Here is an 18581-nt window from a genome sequence, read left to right as displayed (position 1 = left end):
GCGGGCGTCAGCGCCAGCCCGCGTTCACTGCCGCTTGCGCTCGTTGGCCGGCTGCGGATGGCCGAACAGGAAACCCTGGAAGTGCGAGCAGCCCTGGGCTTGCAACTGCCTGAGCTGTTCTTCGGTTTCCACGCCCTCGGCGGTGGTCTTGATCTGCAGGCTGCTGCTCATGCCGGTGATGGCGCGCACGATCGACATCGCCTCGGGGCTGTCGACCATGTCGTTGATGAACGACTTGTCGATCTTGATCCGGTCGAAGGCGAACGAGCGCAGGTAACTCAGCGAGGAGTAGCCGGTGCCGAAGTCGTCGAGGGCGATGTTCACCCCTAGGGCCTTGAGGCGCTTGAGCGTCTCGATATTGCCGTCGCTGTTGTCGAGCAGCACCGATTCGGTGATCTCCAGCTCCAGGCGGCGAGGCTCCAGGGCCGAGTCCTGCAGGGCCAGGGCGACGATCCTGACCAGCTCGGGGTTCCTGAACTGCACGGGTGACAGGTTGACCGCCACGGTCTGCTCGGTATTCCAGCTGGCCGCTTCCTGGCAGGCGAGATTGAGCGCACGTGCGCCCACCTCGTGAATCAGCCCGGTTTCCTCGGCCAGCGGAATGAAGTCCATGGGCATCACCAGGCCATTGAGTGGGTGATGCCAGCGCATCAGCGCCTCGTAGCCGGAGATCTGCCCGTGCTGCTGGTCGATGATCGGCTGGTAGTGCAGCTGCAACTGGCCCAGGTGCAGGGCGGTGCGCAGGTCCATCTCCATGGTGCGGCGGCGGCGCGCGGCGGCATCCAGTTCGGGCTGGAAGTATTCGAAGCGATTGCGCCCGTTGCGCTTGGCTTCGTACAGCGCCAGGTCGGCGTAGCGCAGCAGCTGCTCGGCGCTCTGGTGGTCGTTCGGTGCAATGGCCACGCCCACGCTCAGGCCGACGCTGAAACTGTGGTCGTCGATCATGAAGCTCGGCGCCACCACGTCGATCAGGCGCTGCGCGGTGCGATGGGCACTCTCGGGGCAATCCAGGTTGCGCAGGACGATGGCGAACTCGTCGCCGCCGAGGCGGGCCAGGGTGTCCTGGTCGCGCAGCGTGCCTTTCAGGCGGCTCGCCAGCGCGCGCAGCAAGCGGTCGCCGAAGGCATGGCCGAGCGCGTCGTTGATGTTCTTGAAGTTGTCCAGGTCCAGGCACAGTACGCCGACCAGCGAGCGCTCGACCGCGCTCTCGGCGAGGGCTTCCTGCAGACGCTCGGCGAACAGCGTGCGGTTGGCCAGCCCGGTCAGTGCATCGTGGTGCGCCATGTGATGAATCTGCGCGTGCGCGGCCAGTTCGTCGGTGACGTCCTCGGCGATCATCAGCACGTAGCTGGCCTGGTTGGCCCCGCCGTTGCTCAGGGCCACGCGGGTACGCAGCGTGCGCAGGCCCAGCGGGGTCTCCAGGGACTGCTCACGCAGGTAGCCGGTCTTGGCGCGGATGCCCTGTTCGGTCTGCTCTTCGATATAGCGGGCGATGCCCGCTGCCAGGCAGGCCTGTGGATGCTGGCCGACCATGGCCTGGGCGCTGCAGCCGAACAGGCGCTCGGCCTGTGGGTTGGCCAGCAGGATTTCCCCGGATTGCGGGTTCCTGACGATCAGGCTGGCGGGAATGTTGCCGATCACCGAGTCGAGAAAGCGCGACAGGTTGCTCATCTCCTCGCTGTAGCTTTCCGCCAGTTCCTTGGCCTTGAGCAGTTCCTGTTCGTGCTGGCGGCGCTCGGTGATGTCGCGGGTGATCTTGGCGAAGCCGATGAGCTGGCCCTCGTCGTCGCGCACCGCATCGATGATCACGTGGGCCCAGAACGCTGAACCGTCCTTGCGCAGGCGGATGCCCTCGGCCTCGAAGCGACCCTCGCGGTGGGCGGTCTCCAGGCCCCGCTGCGGCAGGCCCGTGCTGCGATCTTCCGGCGTGTAGAACAGCGAGAAGTGCTGCCCGACGATTTCGCCGGCACTGTAGCCCTTGGCCCGTTGCGCACCGGCGTTCCAGTTCTGCACATGGCCCTGCGGGTCGAGCATGTAGATGGCGTAGTCCTTGACGCCCTGCACCAGCAGGCGGAAACGCCGCTCCTGCTCGCGCTGTTCGTTCTGCAGGCGCTGCTGCTCGGTGCAGTCCCGGGTGATCTTGGCGAAGCCGATGAGCTGGCCCTCATCGTCGCGCACGGCATCGATGATCACATGCGCCCAGAACGACGATCCGTCCTTGCGCAGGCGCCAGCCGGTGGCTTCGAAACGCCCAGTGTCGCGGGCCTGCTGCAGGCCGCGTTGCGGCACGCCGGCGTCACGCTCCTGCGCGCTGTAGAACACCGAGAAATGCTGGCCGACGATTTCCGCCGCCCGGTAGCCCTTGGCCCGCTGGGCACCGGCATTCCAGTTGGTCACCACGCCCTCGGGGCTGAGCAGGTAGATGGCGTAATCCACCACGCTTTGCACCAGCAGGCGATACATCATGTCGGAGTTGAGGTCGATCGGTGACATCGAAGCGATACCTGCGCAGGAAATAACGGCGCAGGGACAGGCCTGCGGGGTGCCATGTGGGTCGGGTGCGACCGTAGGGCAGGCCGTTCAGGAACGGGCAGCGGGAAATTCTGCCCGTCTGCCGGGCGTTTTGCCAGCAAGGCACGGCGCGCCTAGTGCAGCAGTGCGGTTAGCAAGGACAGTGCCAGCAGCAGGCTGAGCAGTTGCCAGAACAGCAGCGGGTCGCGCTCCAGCAGGGGCCGATGCCTGCGCGCGAGCAGCGCCTGGCCGGGATGGTGCAGGGCGTGGGCGAATTCGTCCGGGTCCCGGTAGCGCTGGTTCGGGTCCGGGTGGCAACCCTTGCGCAGCACGTCGTCCAGCCACGGTGGCAGGTCCGCCTGGCGCCCCACTGGCTGGTAGCGCAGGCGCATCTGCGCCGCCCGGCTCCGGGCCCGCGCCATGGCCGCGCCGTAGGGCAGCCGGCCGCTGAGCATCTGGTAGGTGATCACCGCCAGCGAGAACACCTCCGAGCCGACGCTGGCCGGCTGTCCCAGCCAGTATTCCGGTGCGCTGTACTGTGCCGTGCCGAGCGCCTGCCGAAGCGTCTCCCGCGCGTCGCTCTCCTGCAGCCCGGCCACGTGCGTCGCGCCGAAGTCGATGATCTTCACCGTACCCTCGGCGTCGATCATCAGGTTGGCCGGACGCAGGTCCTGGTGCAGCATTTCCAGGCGGTGAAAGGCGCGCAGGCCGCGTGCGATCTGTTCGACGATGTCACGCACCGCCTGCAGGGGCGGCTGCGGGTGGTCGAGCAGCCACTGCGCGAGCGTCTGGCCGTCGATGAATTCGCTGCTGCTGTACAGGTAGTGGCGCGGGCGCGATGGCACATGGGCCTTGAGCACGTGGGGGCTGTCGATGCGCCTGGCGATCCATTCCTCCAGCAGCAGGCGCTGCAGGTACTGCGTGTCCTGCTGCAGATCCTGGGAGGGGGTCTTGAGCACCAGCGTGGCGCCGCTGGCCGGGTCGCGCGCCAGGTACAGGTGGCTGCGCGCGCTGGCGTGCAGCCGGCGCAGGATGCGGTAGCCGTCGAAGTCGCACGGTGCCTCCAGCACGGGAGGGCAGGGCAACTCGTCCAGCTGCCGTTGCAACTCGCCGGGCTCGCCTTCGGGCAACTGCTCGATGCGCAGCAGCTGCACGGTCAGGTTGTCGTCGCTGCCGCCGGCCAGCGCCCGCTCGACGATCCGTTGCGCGGTGTGCTGCAGGTCGTCGGCGCTGCCGGCGAGGCAGGCGCGCAGGCTGCGGTCGTCGAGGAAGGCATGCACGCCGTCGGTGGCCAGCAGGAACAGGTCGCCGACCTCCAGCGGCAGGGCCTGATAGTCGATTTCCAGATGCGCCTGCATGCCCAGCGCGCGGCTGAGGTAGCTCCTGTCGGCGTCGAGGTGCAGGCGATGTTCCTGGGTCAGCGGTTCCAGCACGTCGCCGCGCAGGCGGTAGATGCGCGCGTCGCCGATGTGGAACAGGTGCGCGCTGGTCGACTTCAGCAACAGCGCGCTGAAGGTGCAGACGTAGCCGCGATCCAGGTCATAACGGTGCAGGCTGCGCCGGCTCTGCGCGTGCAGCCAGGCATTGGTGGCGGCGAGCACGCGCAGCGCCGAGGTCTTCACCGACCAGGCGTCGCTGGTGCTGTAGTAGTCGCTGAGAAAGGCCGCCACCGCCGTCTCGCTGGCGATGTGGCTGACCTCGCTGCTGCTGATGCCATCGGCCAGGGCGACGGCGATGCCCTTGCTGTCGAGCTGGGTCGCCTGCGGCACGCACAGGCCATGGAAGTCCTGGTTGCGTGGCTTCTTGCCCCTGTCCGAATGCTGGCCGACGCTGACGCGCAGCCGCCCTGGCTGGCGGCTGCGCGGCGAGGCGTCGGCCAGGCTCATCGGCACGGCTCAGTTGTAGGTGGTGCGCTTGGGCGCGGTTCTGACGTGGGTGGTGTAGAGGGTCAGGCCGGTGAAGGCCAGGCCGCCGACCAGGTTGCCCAGTGCGGTGGGGATCTCGTTCCAGATCATGTAATCCATCACCGAGAAGTCGCCGCCCATGATCATCGCCGAGGGGAACAGGAACATGTTCACCACCGAGTGCTCGAAGCCCATGAAGAAGAACAGCATGATCGGCATCCACATGGCGATGGTCTTGCCGCTCACGGTGGTGGAGATCATCGCCCCGACCACGCCCATCGACACCATCCAGTTGCACAGCATGCCGCGCAGGAAGATGGTCGCCCAGCCGGCCAGGCCGTATTCGGCGTAGCCCAGGGTGCGCGCCTCGCCGATGTGCGAGATCTTCTCGCCGATGGCGCCCGGGCCGGTGGAGAAGCCGTAGGTGAAGACGAACGCCATCATGAAGGCCACGGTCAGCGCGCCGGCGAAGTTGCCGACGAACACCAGGCCCCAGTTGCGCAGCACGCCGCTCGGGGTGACGCCGGGGCGGCGGTCGAGCAGGGCCAGCGGGGTGAGCATGAACACGCCGGTGAGCAGGTCGAAGCCCATCAGGTAGAGCATCACGAAGCCGACCGGGAAGAGCATGGCGCCCACCAGCGGCGAGCCGGTCTGCACGCCCACGGTGATGGCGAACACCGCCGCCAGGGCCAGGATGGCGCCCGCCATGAAGGCGCGGATCAGGGTGTCGCGGGTCGACATGAAGATCTTCGACTCACCGGCATCCACCATCTTGGTGACGAATTCTGTCGGAACCAGATAGGACATGTTTGCGCTCTCTCGTTAGCTGTTGAAGAAGGGGACAGGGGCTCAGCCCAGGCTGATTTCCACCCGCTCGCCACACAGGCGCACGGGCCAGACCGGCAGGTGCTGCTCGGGGTACTCCAGGCAGGCACCGTCGCGCAGGCGAAAGTGCTGCTTGTACAGCGGCGAGGCGATCACCAGATCGCCTCCCAGGTGACCGACCAGGCCGCGGCCGATGACGTTGGCGCCGGATTTCGGGTCGCGGTTGCCGATGGCGAATACCTGCGGCTCGCTGTCCGGCAGGTAGAACAGCGCCACCTGCTGGCCACCGGCCAGGGCGACGATGCCGGAGCCGGCCACCAGGTCGGCGGTGCGGCACAGGGGGCGCCAGTCGGCGTGCGGATCGCGTGCGGTGTTGGACGGGCTCATCAGACGGCCTCCTCGGTGACGGGGATCAGTTCCAGTTCATGGGCGCGCGCCGGACGGCGCTGGCCGCGTTCGCGGACGAAGCGGATGTCGGGGTCGCCGCCCTTTTCGTTGACGAAGGTGCGGAAGCGCTTGAGCTTCTCCTCGTCCTTCAGCGCGCCCGCCCATTCGCACTCGTAGCGCTCGACCACCAGCTGCATCTGCGCTTCCAGTTCGGCGGCGAGGCCCAGGCTGTCTTCCAGAATCACTTGCTTGAGGTAGTCCAGACCGCCTTCCAGCGATTCGCGCCACACCGAGGTGCGCTGCAGCTTGTCGGCGGTGCGGATGTAGAACATCAGCACGCGGTCGATGAGGCGTACCAGGCTGTCGTCGTCCAGGTCGGTGGCGAACAGTTCGGCATGCCGTGGGCGCATGCCGCCGTTGCCGCAGACGTACAGGTTCCAGCCGTTCTCGGTGGCGATCACGCCGATGTCCTTGCTCTGCGCCTCGGCGCACTCGCGGGTGCAGCCGCTGACCGCGAACTTGATCTTGTGCGGCGAGCGCAGGCCCTTGTAGCGATTCTCCAGATGCAGGGCCATGGCCACGCTGTCCTGCACGCCGTAGCGGCACCAGGTGCTGCCGACGCAACTCTTCACCGTGCGCAGCGACTTGCCGTAGGCGTGGCCGGTCTCGAAACCGGCAGCGATCAGTTCGCCCCAGATGTCCGGCAGCTCGTGCAGCTGGGCGCCGAACAGGTCGATGCGCTGGCCGCCGGTGATCTTGGTGTAGAGGTCGTATTTCTTCGCCACCGCGCCGATGGCGATCAGCCCCTCGGGGGTGATCTCGCCGCCGGGGATGCGCGGCACCACCGAGTAGGTGCCGTTCTTCTGCATGTTGGCCATGAAGGTGTCGTTGGTGTCCTGCAGCGGAATCAGCGCCGGCTCGGTGATCGGCCGGTTCCAGCAGGAGGCGAGGATCGAGCCCACCGCCGGCTTGCAGATGTCGCAGCCGAGGTGGCCCTTGCCATGCCTGGCCAGCAAGTCCTCGAACGTCTCGATGCCCTCGACGCGGACGAAGTGATAGAGCTCCTGGCGGGTGTGGGCGAAGTGCTCGCAGAGGCTCGTGTCGACGGCCACGCCACGGGCGCTCAGCTCGTGCTCGACCACCTGCTTGAGCAGCGCCGCGCAGCCGCCACAGCCGGTGGCTGCTTTTGTGCTGGCCTTGACCCCGGCGACATCGCAGCAGCCGGCGTCGATGGCGGCGCACACCGAGCCCTTGCTGACGTTGTGGCAGGAGCAGATGGTGGCGCTGTCCGGCAGGGCGTCGGCGCCGAGCGCCGGGGCGCCGCCACCGGCGGGCATGATCAGGCTGGCCGGGTCGTCCGGCAGCCTGATGCCGTTCTGCGCGTACTGCAGCAGGGTGTCGTAGTAGCTGTTGTCGCCGACCAGCACGGCGCCGAGCACCTGGCAGCCGTCGGCGGAGACCACCAGGCGACGGTAGCTGGCGCTGGCCTCGTCGATGTAGCGGTAGCTGCGCGCGCCGGCCGTTGCGCCGTGGGCGTCGCCGATGGAGCCGACATCGACGCCGAGCAGCTTGAGCTTGGTCGACATGTCGGCGCCGAGGAACGGCTGCGCCTCGGCGCCGCAGAGCCGGGCAGCGACGGCGCGGGCCATCTGGTAGCCGGGCGCGACCAGGCCGAAGATGCCGCCATTCCAGGCCGCGCACTCGCCGATGGCGTAGATGTTCGGGTCGCTGCTCAGGCACTGGTCATCGATCGCCACGCCGCCGCGCGGGCCGAGTTCCAGCGCGCAGGCGCGGGCCAGGGCGTCCTGCGGGCGGATACCGGCGGAGAAGACGATCAGGTCGGTCTCCAGGGCCTCATCGCCGGCGAAGTTCATCCGGTAGCGGTAGTCGCTGCCGGCGCTGATCGACTGCGTGGCCTTGCCCAGGTGCACGCCGACGCCGAGGTCCTCGATGCGCTGCCTGAGCGCGGCGCCGCCGAAGTCGTCGAGTTGCACCGGCATCAGGCGCGGGGCGAATTCCACCACGTGCGCTTCCAGGCCCAGCGATTTCAGCGCGTTGGCTGCCTCCAGACCGAGCAGGCCGCCGCCGACCACCACGCCGCGGCGTTTGCCCTGGGCGGCGGCGCGGATGGCGTCGAGATCGTCGAGGGTGCGGTAGACCAGGCGCGCATCGCCCTCGGCGCCTTCGATGGGCGGCACGAAGGGGTAGGAGCCGGTGGCCAGCACCAGCTTGTCGTAGGTGAAGCGCCCCTTGGCGGTGATCACCTCGCAGGCGGCGCGGTCGATCTCCAGTACCGGCGCAGCCAGGTGCAGGTACAGGCCGGGGCGTGCGTACAGTTCGGCGGCGCTCATCGCCAGGGATTCGGCATCGCGCCCGCTGAAGTATTCGGAGAGGTGCACGCGGTCGTAGGCGCGCTGCGCCTCCTCGCCGAACACGTCGATCCGGTAGTGTTCCAGCGCGCCGGCCGCGAGCAGTTGCTCGACGCAGTGGTGGCCGACCATGCCGTTGCCGATGATGACCAGGCGTTGCTTGTTGCTGGGGCGTTCTGTGCTGTTCATGGTGGTTCCCGGCGAAAGCTCATCAGGTTTTCGTGCGGCAAAAAAAAGCGCCTGAAACCTTGCGGTTCCAGGCGCCTTTGCCTGTTCTGTCGCGTGCCGCTCTATGGCACGTCGCTACCCAATTGCCTGCGTTGGCTGTTCGATCGCCGTTGACCGAGTGGGTTGCCCGGGTGGCCGGGCTTGTACGGAGTCATGCAGTGGCTGTGCCAATCCCTGTCGAGATGCGCCAGGCCGCTCTGTTCCGGGCCTCGGGCGCTGCGCTCAGGCGCGTTGCGGGTGGCGCGCGCAGCCCAAAAGAATGCACGGCGCGAATCCCTGCCCCATTGTGAGTCGCGGCCGGCCTGTGTTCAGCGGGCACGCCAGACGCTGGCCAGCCAGGGTTGTTGCTCACGCGGCAGGCCGTCTGGACGGTAGTAGTGCTCCAGCTCGGCGAAGCCGGCAGCGACGAGCCGCGCACGCCAGCGCTCCAGGTCGTGGTAGCTGCCGTAGCGCGGGCCGTTCCAGCCTTCCTGGTTGTCGCCGCGCGGGTTGGAGCTGAACAGCACGCCGCCGGTTTTCAGCGCCGCATGCAGTTGGCCGAGCACGCGCGGCAGCTCCTGGTCCGGCACATGGAACAGGCTGGCGTTGGCGAAGATACCGTCGAATTGCGCCTCGGGCAGGTCCAGGGCGAGGAAGTTCTGCTGCCACACCTCGCAGCCGCTGTCGGTGCGCGCCATCTCGACGAATTCGGCGCAGCCATCCAGGCCGACGGCCTGATGCCCGAGCGCGCTGAAGGTGCGCAGGTCGCGGCCGGGGCCGCAGCCGAGATCGAGGATGCGCCAGGGCCTCGGCGCCTCGATATGGCGCAGCAGGGCGGCGATGTTCTGGCTGACGTCGTGGTCGCGGGTGCCCGCGCGGAAATCCTCGGCGCTGTCCTGATAGTGGCTCAGGGTCAGGGCGCTGATCTGGGCGAGTTCGTCGAGGGTGAGCGGCATGGCGAGGCTTCCGTAAAAACGTTCGGACAAGGCTACCAAAGTCGTCTGCCTCTGCGCTTGCACGCTATTCCCAAGGAGCGGCTTCAGCCGCGATGAAACAGCTCGCCGCTAAAGCGCCTCCTACGGGTTTGTGGTCTGAACCATACCGCCCGCAACCGCACGGAGCGTGGGAGGGGCTTCAGCCGCGACTGCACAAGATTCGTCGATCCGGCCCAAAATATTTCGGTTGCCATCTGCCTGTGGAGCAACCAGCGCAACAACCTGTTCACCGGTTTGCCCCATGGCAGGGCTTTGCCGTAGATTGGCCGGCTCACCTCGACCGGCACCGGCCGGTCATGCCTCGAGGTTTCCTCCGTGTCCGCTGCCCCAGTTTCCGTTTACCGGCTTCCCGGTTTCCTGCCCTTTCTCGTCGCGCGCATCGTGGTGGTCTTCGCCGTGCAGATCCAGGCCATCGTGGTGGCCTGGCAGGTCTATGACCTGACGCGCGATCCCCTGTCGCTGGCCTATGTCGGCCTGGCCCAGTTCATCCCCATGCTGGTGCTGCTGATGCCGGCGGGCGACCTGATCGACCGTTACGACCGCAAGCTGATCCTCATGCTCAGCTGGCTGGTGGAGGCGCTGTGCGCGGGGGCGCTGCTCTGGCTGTCACTGAGCGAGGCGCCGGTCAGCTGGTACTACGCCGTGCTGGTGCTCTACGGCTGTGGCCGTGCCTTCACCGGGCCGGCGCTGTCGAGCCTGTTGCCGCAGATCGTGCCGCGCGAGCGCCTGGCGGCGGCCATCGCGGCCAACAGCATGATCATGCGCGGCGCGACCATCTCCGGCCCGGTGCTCGGCGGTGGCCTGTACGCCATCGGCGGCGGTGGCCTGACCTACTCGGTGTGCCTGCTGTGTTTCCTCGTTGGTACGGCGCTGCTGCCGCTGGTGCCGGTGCGCTATGCGGAGAAGATGCAGGCGCTGGAGTCGACCGCCTGGGCGCGCTTCACTGCGGGCATCCACTTCATCCGCACGCGGCCGATCATTCTCGGCACCATCTCGCTGGACCTGTTCGCCGTGCTGCTCGGTGGCGTGGTGGCGTTGCTGCCGATCTACGCCCAGGAGGTGCTGGAGGTCGGCCCCACGGGCCTGGGCCTGCTGCGCAGCGCCATGGCCATCGGCGAGGTGACCGTGGGCCTGTACCTGAGCATGAGACCCTTCAACCGTCATGTCGGCCTGGTGATGTTCGGCGCGGTGGCGCTGTTCGGCCTGGCCAACCTGGTGTTCGCCCTGTCCAGCCTGTTCTGGCTGTCCTTCGCCGCGCTGATGGTGGCCGGCGGTGCGGACATGGTGAGCATGTACATTCGTTCCTCGCTGGTGCAGTTCTCCACACCGGACGCCATGCGTGGCCGGGTCAACGCGGTGAACATGCTGTTCATCGGTTCGTCCAACGAGCTGGGCGAATTCCGCGCCGGTACCAGTGCCGCCTGGTTCGGCGTGGTGCCGGCGGCGTTGCTCGGTTGCGCCTGCACCCTGCTGGTGACCGGCGGCTGGATGCTCGGCTTCAAGAGCCTGCGCAAGGTCGACCGTTTCGAGGATGCGTCGCCGAGCAAGGTGGCCTGACAGCGTTCGGTCGCTGACGCGATCCTGGTCCGGGGCGGTACAGCCAGCACAAGGCCATTAGGTCATCTGTGTTATGGCTGGGCCACCTGCCCGTCCTTATGCTCCTTGCTTACCGCCCTTGCGTGGCTGCTCGCGCGCAGCGCCGAGGCCCCGTGGGCGGTATGGACGGATCAAAACAAGGACATTCAGCATGAACAAGACAACCCTCATCGCCGCGGCGGCCCTCTCTCTGACCCTGCTGGCAGGCTGCAACGTTCGTACGCCGCTGGACTACGAGACCGGCGTGTACATCGCCCCGGAAACGCTGCAGCAGCTGAAAAGTTCCGGTGCCACCCAGGATGAGGTCGTCAAGCAGGTCGGTCACCCTAACTCCAAGTCCGAGCTGAGCGGCAAGGAAGTGTGGAAGTACGACTACAGCCTGATCACCGCGATACCGGGGGCGTACAACAAGAACGAGTCGACCGTGTTCGAGTGGAGCAAGGCCGGCAAACTGCTCGACGCCTACAAGACCAACGGCGGTGCCGGCGCCAATGGCAACCCGCTGCTGAAGGCCGCCGGCAACTGAACCGGGGCCGGCACGCTGAGGAAAACGCCCGACCTGTCGTAATGCTGTTCTCAGGAGAGGTAGTCGGACGCACATAGTCCCCTCTCCCCCAGCCCCTCTCCCATGAATGGGAGAGGGGAGCCAAACGTGTGCACCTCAGATGAACAGCATTACCGAGCTGTCTGTCGGGCGTTTCCCTGTGTGCGGGCCGGTTGACCGTTGTCCCCATTGTCTGTGGTCCCGGCCTGTGTAGAGTAGGGCGGGCCAGCCTGCTCCCCGGGCTGGCAGGACGACTGACCTTCAGGGACGAAACGGCGCATGTCCACCGCTCGCAAGCTGCTCATCTACGCAACGCTGGTCCTCGGCACCTTCGCCTGTGCCTTGGCGATCCGCCTGGCCTATCTGCACACGCTCAACGAGCACCGCCTGAGCCTGGTGCCCGACGCGCTGCAGGTCACCTCCATTGTCTATGCCATGGAGGAGTCCTGGGGATTCGGCCCAGGCGGCAACGAGACCGGGATTCTCGTCTATCGCCTGCCCGCAGCCACCGCGGCGCTCGCCGGCACGGGGCTGGGGTTCTTCGAGAACATGCCGGGCAACAGCGCCACTGCAGGGCGGCGCTGGCGCGGCTCCTACAGCGACTGGAAAGAAACGCCGATCGCCGCGGACGAGCGGCACTGGCCTGTGGACAGTCGCCAGCAGTCGCTGAGCAGCCTCGATTACCTCTGTCGTTACGGCTTCTGCATCGAGGTGGCCGCCGCGCTGATACGCGATGTCGACAGCCTTATCAACAGCCCGGGCAGCTATTACGCCTATGGTCGGATCGGCCTGATCGTCGTCAGCCCCGAGAAGCGCCTGGTGGTCTATCTGTACAACGGCTGACGCCTCCCGATTGCTTCACAGATTCTGTTGGCAGTCCTGTGGATAACCTTTGCAAAAGCCCTTCCTGCCTAGCATTCCCGCGGCCTGCCCGGAGCCGTTCAGTTTTTGCCCAGTGACGTCTTGTTGGCGTCATCGACAGGTCGCATCGTTCGATCAATCAATGACTTGCGTTGAGTTTCCCACAGCGGGGCAGGGGCGGGCCGCAGGCGCCCGGCTCATGCACAGAATCTGGGGAAAGCGCTGTGGATAAGATGCGGGAAAAGCGTTCCAGGCCAGGTGGTACAAGGGCTGCGGGAGGCTGGTCGTTTTTCGTGCGCTGTCGCTTCGCTGTCATGTTTCGCGGCTATAGTGGGCGGTCGGTTTTCGTCGTGCTGGAGCCTGCCCAATGTCCGATTCGCCAGAGCGTCCTGCCCCGGTCAGCCTGCTGCAGGCGTTGCGTTTCTGGCTGAAACTGGGGCTGATCAGCTTCGGCGGGCCGGCCGGGCAGATCTCGATCATGCATCAGGAGCTGGTGGAGAAGCGCCGCTGGCTGTCCGAGCGACGATTTCTGCATGCGCTGAACTACTGCATGCTGTTGCCCGGGCCGGAGGCGCAGCAGCTGGCCACCTATATCGGCTGGCTGATGCACCGCAGCTGGGGCGGGGTGATCGCCGGTGTGCTGTTCGTGCTGCCATCGCTGCTGATCCTGATCGGCCTGTCCTGGGTCTATCTGGCCTATGGCGACGTGCCCCTGGTGGCGGGGCTCTTCTATGGCCTCAAGCCGGCGGTGACAGCCATCGTGGCGCAGGCGGCCTGGCGCATCGGCGGGCGGATGCTGAGAAACGCCTGGCTGTGGGGCATCGCGCTGGCGGCCTTCGTCGCGATCTTCGCGTTGCAGCTGCCCTTTCCCCTGATCGTGTTGGCTGCCGCGCTGATCGGCTACCTCGGCGGGCGCCTGGCGCCGCAGCATTTCACCGGCGCGGCTGCGCATGGCGAGGTTGGCCCCGCCCGCGTGGCGGCGCTGATCGATGACGACACACGCCTGGCGCATACGCGTTTCCGGCCCACTCGCCTGGGGCTGATCCTGCTGCTGGGCGCGTTGTTGTGGTTGCTGCCGATGGGCCTGCTGACCCTGGCGTTCGGTTGGCAGGGCACGCTGACGCAGATGGGCTGGTTCTTCACCAAGGCGGCGCTGCTGACCTTTGGCGGCGCCTACGCGGTGCTGCCCTATGTGTATCAGGGCGCCATCGAGCAGTATGGCTGGCTGACGCCCAGGCAGATGATCGACGGCCTGGCGCTCGGCGAGACCACGCCGGGGCCGCTGATCATGGTCGTGGCCTTCGTGGCCTTCGTCGGTGCCTATGGCCAGCCGCTGTTCGCGGGCGACTCGGCCTTCGCCAGTGGTGCTCTGGCGGCTGCATTGGTCACCTGGTTCACCTTTCTGCCGTCGTTCCTGTTCATCCTCGCCGGCGGGCCGCTGGTGGAGTCGACCCACGGCCGCTTGCAGTTCACCGCGCCGCTGACCGGCATCACCGCTGCGGTGGTCGGGGTCATCGTCAATCTGGCGCTGTTCTTCGCCTATCACGTGCTCTGGCCAGAGGGCTTCGGTGGGACCTTCGACTGGCTGTCGGCAGCGATCACGCTGGGCGCGGGCGTGGCGCTGCTGGGCTTGCGGCGCGGCGTGATCGAGACGCTGCTGGCCTGTGCGCTGCTGGGGCTGGCGGTGCAGTTGCTGGCCTGAGTGGCGGGCTTGCCAATGCCTGACGGATTGCGCGGCGCTTGAGCCGGCGCGCCGCCACAGGCCCGGCGCCGCTGCATCGATACGCTTTCTTTACGCCCCGCCAGCCGCCCGCCAATCGAATCTTTACGGCCGGCCTTCCGACAATGCTCGCGAGCGGACGTCCCGCATCGTGGAGCTTTGAACATGAACGCAATCGATGGTGTGTCGCTGATCCTGGTGATCGGCCTCTTCGCCTACCTGCTGGTGGCTCTGCTCACCGCCGGGCGCGGCTGAGGAGGTGGCCATGCACGACAACGACTGGCTGCTGCTGGCAGCTTTTTCCCTGCTGGTGCTGGCACCGGCGCCGTTTCTGGGGCGCTACTTCTATCGTGTGATGGAAGGCCAGCGCACCTGGCTGAGCCCTCTGCTGCAACCCCTGGAGCGCGCCTGTTACCGTGTCGCCGGCATCGACCCGCAGCAGGAGCAGGGCTGGCGCGGCTACAGCCTGGCACTGCTGGCCTTCACGCTGGTCTGCCTGCTGGTGCTGACCGGCATCCTGCTGTTGCAGGGCGCCTTGCCGCTCAATCCGCAGCAGGTGGCCGGGATGAGCCTGCCGCTGGCCTTCAACACGGCGGTGAGCTTCGTCACCAACACCAACTGGCAGGCCTACAGCGGTGAGGCACAGCTCAGCTATTTCAGTCAGATGCTTGGCCTGGGGGTGCAGAACTTCGTCAGCCCGGCGGTGGGGCTGGCGGTGCTGGTGGTGCTGTGCCGGGGGCTGATGCGGCAGTCCAGCGACCGCCTGGGCAACTTCTGGGTCGACCTGACCCGCGCCGTGCTCTACGGCCTGCTGCCGCTGTGTCTGCTGCTGGCGCTGTTGCTGGTGTGGCAGGGCGTACCGCAGACCTTCAGCGACTACGTGGCGGCGACCACCCTGCAGGGCAGCGAGCAGACCCTGCCGATGGGGCCGGCGGCCAGCCAGATTGCCATCAAGCAGCTGGGCACCAACGGCGGCGGATTCTTCGGGGTCAACTCGGCGCACCCCTTCGAGAACCCCACGGCGCTGAGCAATCTGCTGGAGCTGGCGTCGATCCTGCTGGTCCCGGCAGCGCTGGTGTTCGCCTTCGGTCACTACGTGCGGGACCTGCGTCAGAGCCGGGCGATCCTGGCCAGCATGCTGTTGCTGTTCGCCATGGGGCTGGGCCTCTGTGCCTGGGCGGAGCTGCAGCCGAATCCGCTGCTGGCGGGGCTGCCCGTCGAGCAGGTGGGCTCACTGGAGGGCAAGGAAGCCCGCTTCGGCAGCTTCGCTTCGGCGCTCTGGGCCACCACCACCACGGCGGCCTCCAATGGCTCGGTGAACGCCATGCACGACAGTTTCAGCGCGCTTGGCGGGCTGGTGCCGCTGTTCAACATGGTGCTCGGCGAGATCATCTTCGGCGGCATCGGCGCCGGTCTCTACGGCATGCTGCTGTTCGTGCTGATCGCGGTGTTCCTCGCCGGCCTGATGATCGGTCGCACACCGGCCTACCTGGGCAAGCGGCTGGAGGCGCGCGAGGTGCGCCTGCTGGTCGCCACGCTGATGGTGATGCCGCTCGGCGTGCTGGTCTGCGTTGCCCTGGCGGTGAGCTTCGCCGGACCTGCGGCCTCCATCGGCAACCCCGGCCCGCACGGTTTCACCCAGGCGCTGTATGCCTATGGCTCGGCCACCGGCAACAACGGATCGGCCTTCGCCGGCTTCAGCGCCGACACCCCCTACCACGACCTCATGCTCGGCCTGGCCATGCTGCTCGGGCGCTTCGGCTACATCCTGCCGGTGCTGGCGATCGCTGGCAGCCTGGCGGCCAAGCGCACGGCCCCGCTGGGGCGGAACAGCTTCCCCACCCACGGCCCGCTGTTCGTCGTGTTGCTGACTCTGACCATCCTCCTGGTGGGTGGCCTGACTTTCATGCCGGCGTTGGCCCTGGGCCCGCTGGCCGAATACCTGGCACTGTGAAGGAGCGCCCGTGATGAATGTCCATGTATCGGCGCAATGCAGCGCCAACCCGTCCAGCGGCCAGGTGCAGACCCACCTCGGTGCGCTGTGGCGCCCGGCCCTCAGGCAGGCCTTCGTCAAGCTCGACCCGCGCCAGCTGGTGCGTTCACCGGTGATGCTGGTGGTCGAGCTGACGGCGCTGGTCACCAGCGTGCTGTGTTTCGTGCCAGCCGCTCAGCCCGGGGATGGCCAGGTAAGCACTGCCCTGGGCGTGCAGATCGCCCTGTGGCTGTGGTTCACCGTGCTGTTCGCCAACTTCGCCGAAGCGCTGGCCGAGGGCCGTGGCAAGGCGCGTGCCGACAGCCTCAAATCCGCCGGCCAGGGACTGATGGCGCGCAAGCGGGTCGGTGCGCAGTTCCACTCGGTCGCCGCCGCCAGCCTGCGTACGGGCGATGTGGTGCGGGTCGAGGCCGGCGAGCTGATACCGGGCGATGGCGAGGTGATCGAAGGGATTGCGGCGGTCAACGAGGCGGCCATCACCGGTGAGTCAGCGCCGGTGATCCGGGAGTCCGGCGGGGACCGCTCGGCAGTCACCGGCAATACCCGCCTGGTGTCGGACTGGCTGCTGGTGAGGATCACCGCCAATCCTGGCGAGTCCACGCTCGACCGCATGATCGCGCTGGTCGAGGGCGCGCGCCGGCAGAAGACGCCCAACGAAGTCGCGCTGGATATCCTGCTGATCGGCCTGACTCTGATCTTCCTGCTGGTGGTAGCCACCCTGCAGCCCTTCGCCCGCTTCGCCGACGGCAACCTGCCGCTGATCTATCTCGCCGCCCTGCTGGTGACGCTGATCCCCACCACCATCGGTGGCCTGCTCTCGGCCATCGGTATCGCCGGCATGGATCGCCTGGTACGCCTGAACGTCATCGCCAAGTCGGGGCGCGCGGTCGAGGCGGCCGGTGACGTGCATACCCTGTTGCTGGACAAGACCGGCACCATCACCTTCGGCAACCGCCGCTGCAGCGCGCTGCTCCAGGCGCCCGGGGTCGCTGCGGCGGAGCTGGCCAGGGCGGCGCTGCTGGCGTCGCAGGGCGATGACACCCCGGAGGGCAAGTCGATCGTCGAGTACCTGGCGTCGCTGCAGCCGCTGGCGTTGCCCGCTCCTGATGGCATGAGGCTGATCGCCTTCAGCGCCGAGACACGCCTGTCGGGTGTCGACGTGGATGGCCTGGCCTATCGCAAGGGCGCGGTGGACGCCGTGCTGGCCTACCTCGGGCTGGGGCGTGACGGCATGCCGGCGGCACTGGCGAGCGAGGTGGAGAAGATTGCCAAGAGCGGCGGTACACCGCTGCTGGTGGCCGCTGGCGGGCGACTGCTCGGCGCCATTCACCTCAAGGACGTGGTCAAGCCGGGTATCCGTGAGCGCTTCGCCGAGCTGCGCGCCATGGGTATCCGCACCGTCATGGTGACGGGTGACAACCCGCTGACCGCTGCGGCCATCGCCGCCGAGGCGGGGGTAGACGACGTGATCGCCGAGGCGACGCCGCAGAAGAAGCTGGCGCGCATCCGCGCCGAGCAGGCCGAGGGCAAGCTGGTGGCGATGTGCGGCGATGGTGCCAACGATGCACCGGCTCTGGCCCAGGCCGATGTCGGACTGGCCATGAACGATGGGACTCAGGCCGCCCGCGAGGCCGCCAACCTGGTGGATCTGGACAGCGACCCGACCAAGTTGATCGACGTGGTGCAGGTCGGCAAGGAGCTGCTGGTGACGCGCGGTGCGTTGACCACCTTCTCGCTGGCCAACGATGTGGCGAAGTACTTCGCCATCCTGCCGGCGCTGTTCGCCGGTATCTATCCACAGCTCGGCGCACTCGACCTGATGCAGCTGCACAGCCCGCAAAGCGCGATTCTCTCGGCCATCGTGTTCAACGCCCTGATCATCGTCGGATTGATCCCGCTGGCGCTGCGCGGTGTGCGCATCCGGGCCCTGGATGCCGGCCAGCTGCTGCGGCGCAACCTGCTGATCTACGGCCTCGGCGGCCTGCTCGCCCCCTTCGCCGGCATCAAGCTGCTTGACCTGCTGCTGGTGGCGCTGGGCTGGGTGTAGTCCGCGCTCGACCTGCCCCGGAGCTGATCCGGGGCGACCTTCTGGAGAACCATCATGCTCGAACATATTCGCCCTGCCGTCGCCACCCTGGCGCTGATGACCCTGCTGACCGGCGTCGCCTACCCGCTTGCGGTCACGGCCATGGCGCACCTGGCATTCCCCGACCAGGCTGCCGGCAGCCTGGTGCGAGACGAAACGGGGCAGGTGCGTGGCAGCCGCCTGATCGCCCAGGCCTTCGACGGCGATCAGTGGTTCCAGCCACGCCCCTCGGCGGGTGATTACGCCACCGTGGCCAGCGCCGCCAGCAACCTGGCGGCGAGCAATCCGCGCCTGTACGAGCGCGTCGCACGGCTCAGCGCCGGCCACGACGCTCAGGCGCCGGTGCCGATGCAACTGGTGACCACCTCGGCCAGCGGCCTCGACCCGCATCTGTCACCCGCGGCCGCTGCCTGGCAGTTGCCACGCATCGCGCAGGCGCGCAACCTGGCGCCAGAGGTGCTGTCGCAGCTGATCGAGGCGCACACCGAACGCCCGCTGTTTGGCCCTGCGGTGGTCAATGTGCTGGCCCTGAACCTGGCGCTGATCGACAATCCGCCCCTCAACGCCCGCTGATGATCCCGCC

The 18581-nt window shown here is 67.4% G+C and carries 14 protein-coding genes; 8 read left to right on the top strand and 6 right to left on the bottom strand.

The features are described 5' to 3' along the window. Positions 1-24 precede the first annotated feature (24 nt). The 6 genes from E4487_RS14280 to E4487_RS14255 all read right to left on the bottom strand — a co-directional run bounded on the left by E4487_RS14280 (position 25) and on the right by E4487_RS14255 (position 9159). Positions 25-2493 (bottom strand): EAL domain-containing protein, encoded by a 2469-nt coding sequence (locus E4487_RS14280; RefSeq protein ID WP_257229431.1) that lies wholly within the window; start codon positions 2491-2493, stop codon positions 25-27. Between the two features lie 152 nt (positions 2494-2645). Next, positions 2646-4397 carry a bifunctional protein-serine/threonine kinase/phosphatase gene (locus E4487_RS14275; RefSeq protein WP_175253685.1) on the bottom strand — a complete coding sequence of 584 codons (1752 nt, stop codon included), beginning with the start codon at positions 4395-4397 and terminating at the stop codon, positions 2646-2648. 9 nt (positions 4398-4406) lie between these two features. Next, positions 4407-5222, bottom strand: coding sequence for a formate/nitrite transporter family protein (locus E4487_RS14270; protein WP_037051328.1), 816 nt, complete (start codon positions 5220-5222; stop codon positions 4407-4409). A gap of 42 nt (positions 5223-5264) precedes the next feature. Next, the gene (gene nirD, locus E4487_RS14265; protein WP_037051332.1) at positions 5265-5627 is read right to left on the bottom strand and encodes a nitrite reductase small subunit NirD; all 363 of its coding nucleotides are present in this window, start codon (positions 5625-5627) and stop codon (positions 5265-5267) included. Further along, positions 5627-8185 (bottom strand): nitrite reductase large subunit NirB, encoded by a 2559-nt coding sequence (nirB, locus tag E4487_RS14260; protein ID WP_175253684.1) that lies wholly within the window; start codon positions 8183-8185, stop codon positions 5627-5629. Before nirB ends, nirD begins: the two co-directional genes overlap by 1 nt. Before the next feature lie 347 nt (positions 8186-8532). Continuing rightward, the gene (locus tag E4487_RS14255) at positions 8533-9159 is read right to left on the bottom strand and encodes a bifunctional 2-polyprenyl-6-hydroxyphenol methylase/3-demethylubiquinol 3-O-methyltransferase UbiG (protein ID WP_175253683.1); all 627 of its coding nucleotides are present in this window, start codon (positions 9157-9159) and stop codon (positions 8533-8535) included. A 354-nt stretch (positions 9160-9513) separates the two neighbouring features. On the opposite strand from E4487_RS14255, the gene E4487_RS14250 reads away from it, so the two are divergent. From E4487_RS14250 to kdpC, 8 genes are all read left to right on the top strand, one after another. Then, a complete protein-coding gene (locus E4487_RS14250; protein WP_037051339.1) occupies positions 9514-10755 on the top strand; it encodes an MFS transporter in 1242 nt (413 codons plus the stop codon). A 190-nt stretch (positions 10756-10945) separates the two neighbouring features. After that, positions 10946-11320: a hypothetical protein gene (locus E4487_RS14245; RefSeq protein ID WP_037051342.1), complete on the top strand. Its 375-nt coding sequence runs from the start codon at positions 10946-10948 to the stop codon at positions 11318-11320. A gap of 297 nt (positions 11321-11617) precedes the next feature. Continuing rightward, complete coding sequence (locus E4487_RS14240; protein WP_175253682.1) at positions 11618-12181, top strand: hypothetical protein; 564 nt, start codon at positions 11618-11620, stop codon at positions 12179-12181. Between the two features lie 385 nt (positions 12182-12566). Then, entirely contained in the window at positions 12567-13901 is a 1335-nt protein-coding gene (chrA, locus tag E4487_RS14235) for a chromate efflux transporter (RefSeq protein WP_175253681.1), read from the top strand. Positions 13902-14084: 183 nt separating this feature from the next. Then, positions 14085-14174 carry a potassium ABC transporter ATPase gene (locus E4487_RS14230; protein ID WP_037051350.1) on the top strand — a complete coding sequence of 30 codons (90 nt, stop codon included), beginning with the start codon at positions 14085-14087 and terminating at the stop codon, positions 14172-14174. Between the two features lie 10 nt (positions 14175-14184). Further along, positions 14185-15873, top strand: a complete 1689-nt coding sequence (gene kdpA / locus E4487_RS14225) for a potassium-transporting ATPase subunit KdpA (RefSeq protein ID WP_175253680.1) — start codon at positions 14185-14187, stop codon at positions 15871-15873. 13 nt (positions 15874-15886) lie between these two features. Beyond that, positions 15887-17959: a potassium-transporting ATPase subunit KdpB gene (kdpB, locus tag E4487_RS14220; RefSeq protein ID WP_175253679.1), complete on the top strand. Its 2073-nt coding sequence runs from the start codon at positions 15887-15889 to the stop codon at positions 17957-17959. A gap of 54 nt (positions 17960-18013) precedes the next feature. After that, a complete protein-coding gene (gene kdpC, locus E4487_RS14215) occupies positions 18014-18571 on the top strand; it encodes a potassium-transporting ATPase subunit KdpC (protein WP_175253678.1) in 558 nt (185 codons plus the stop codon). Positions 18572-18581: the final 10 nt, after the last annotated feature.

The sequence above is a fragment of the Pseudomonas sp. BMW13 genome, from assembly GCF_013357275.1.
GTDB lineage: Bacteria > Pseudomonadota > Gammaproteobacteria > Pseudomonadales > Pseudomonadaceae > Aquipseudomonas > Aquipseudomonas khazarica.
This window is presented reverse-complemented; position numbering and strand designations above follow the sequence as displayed.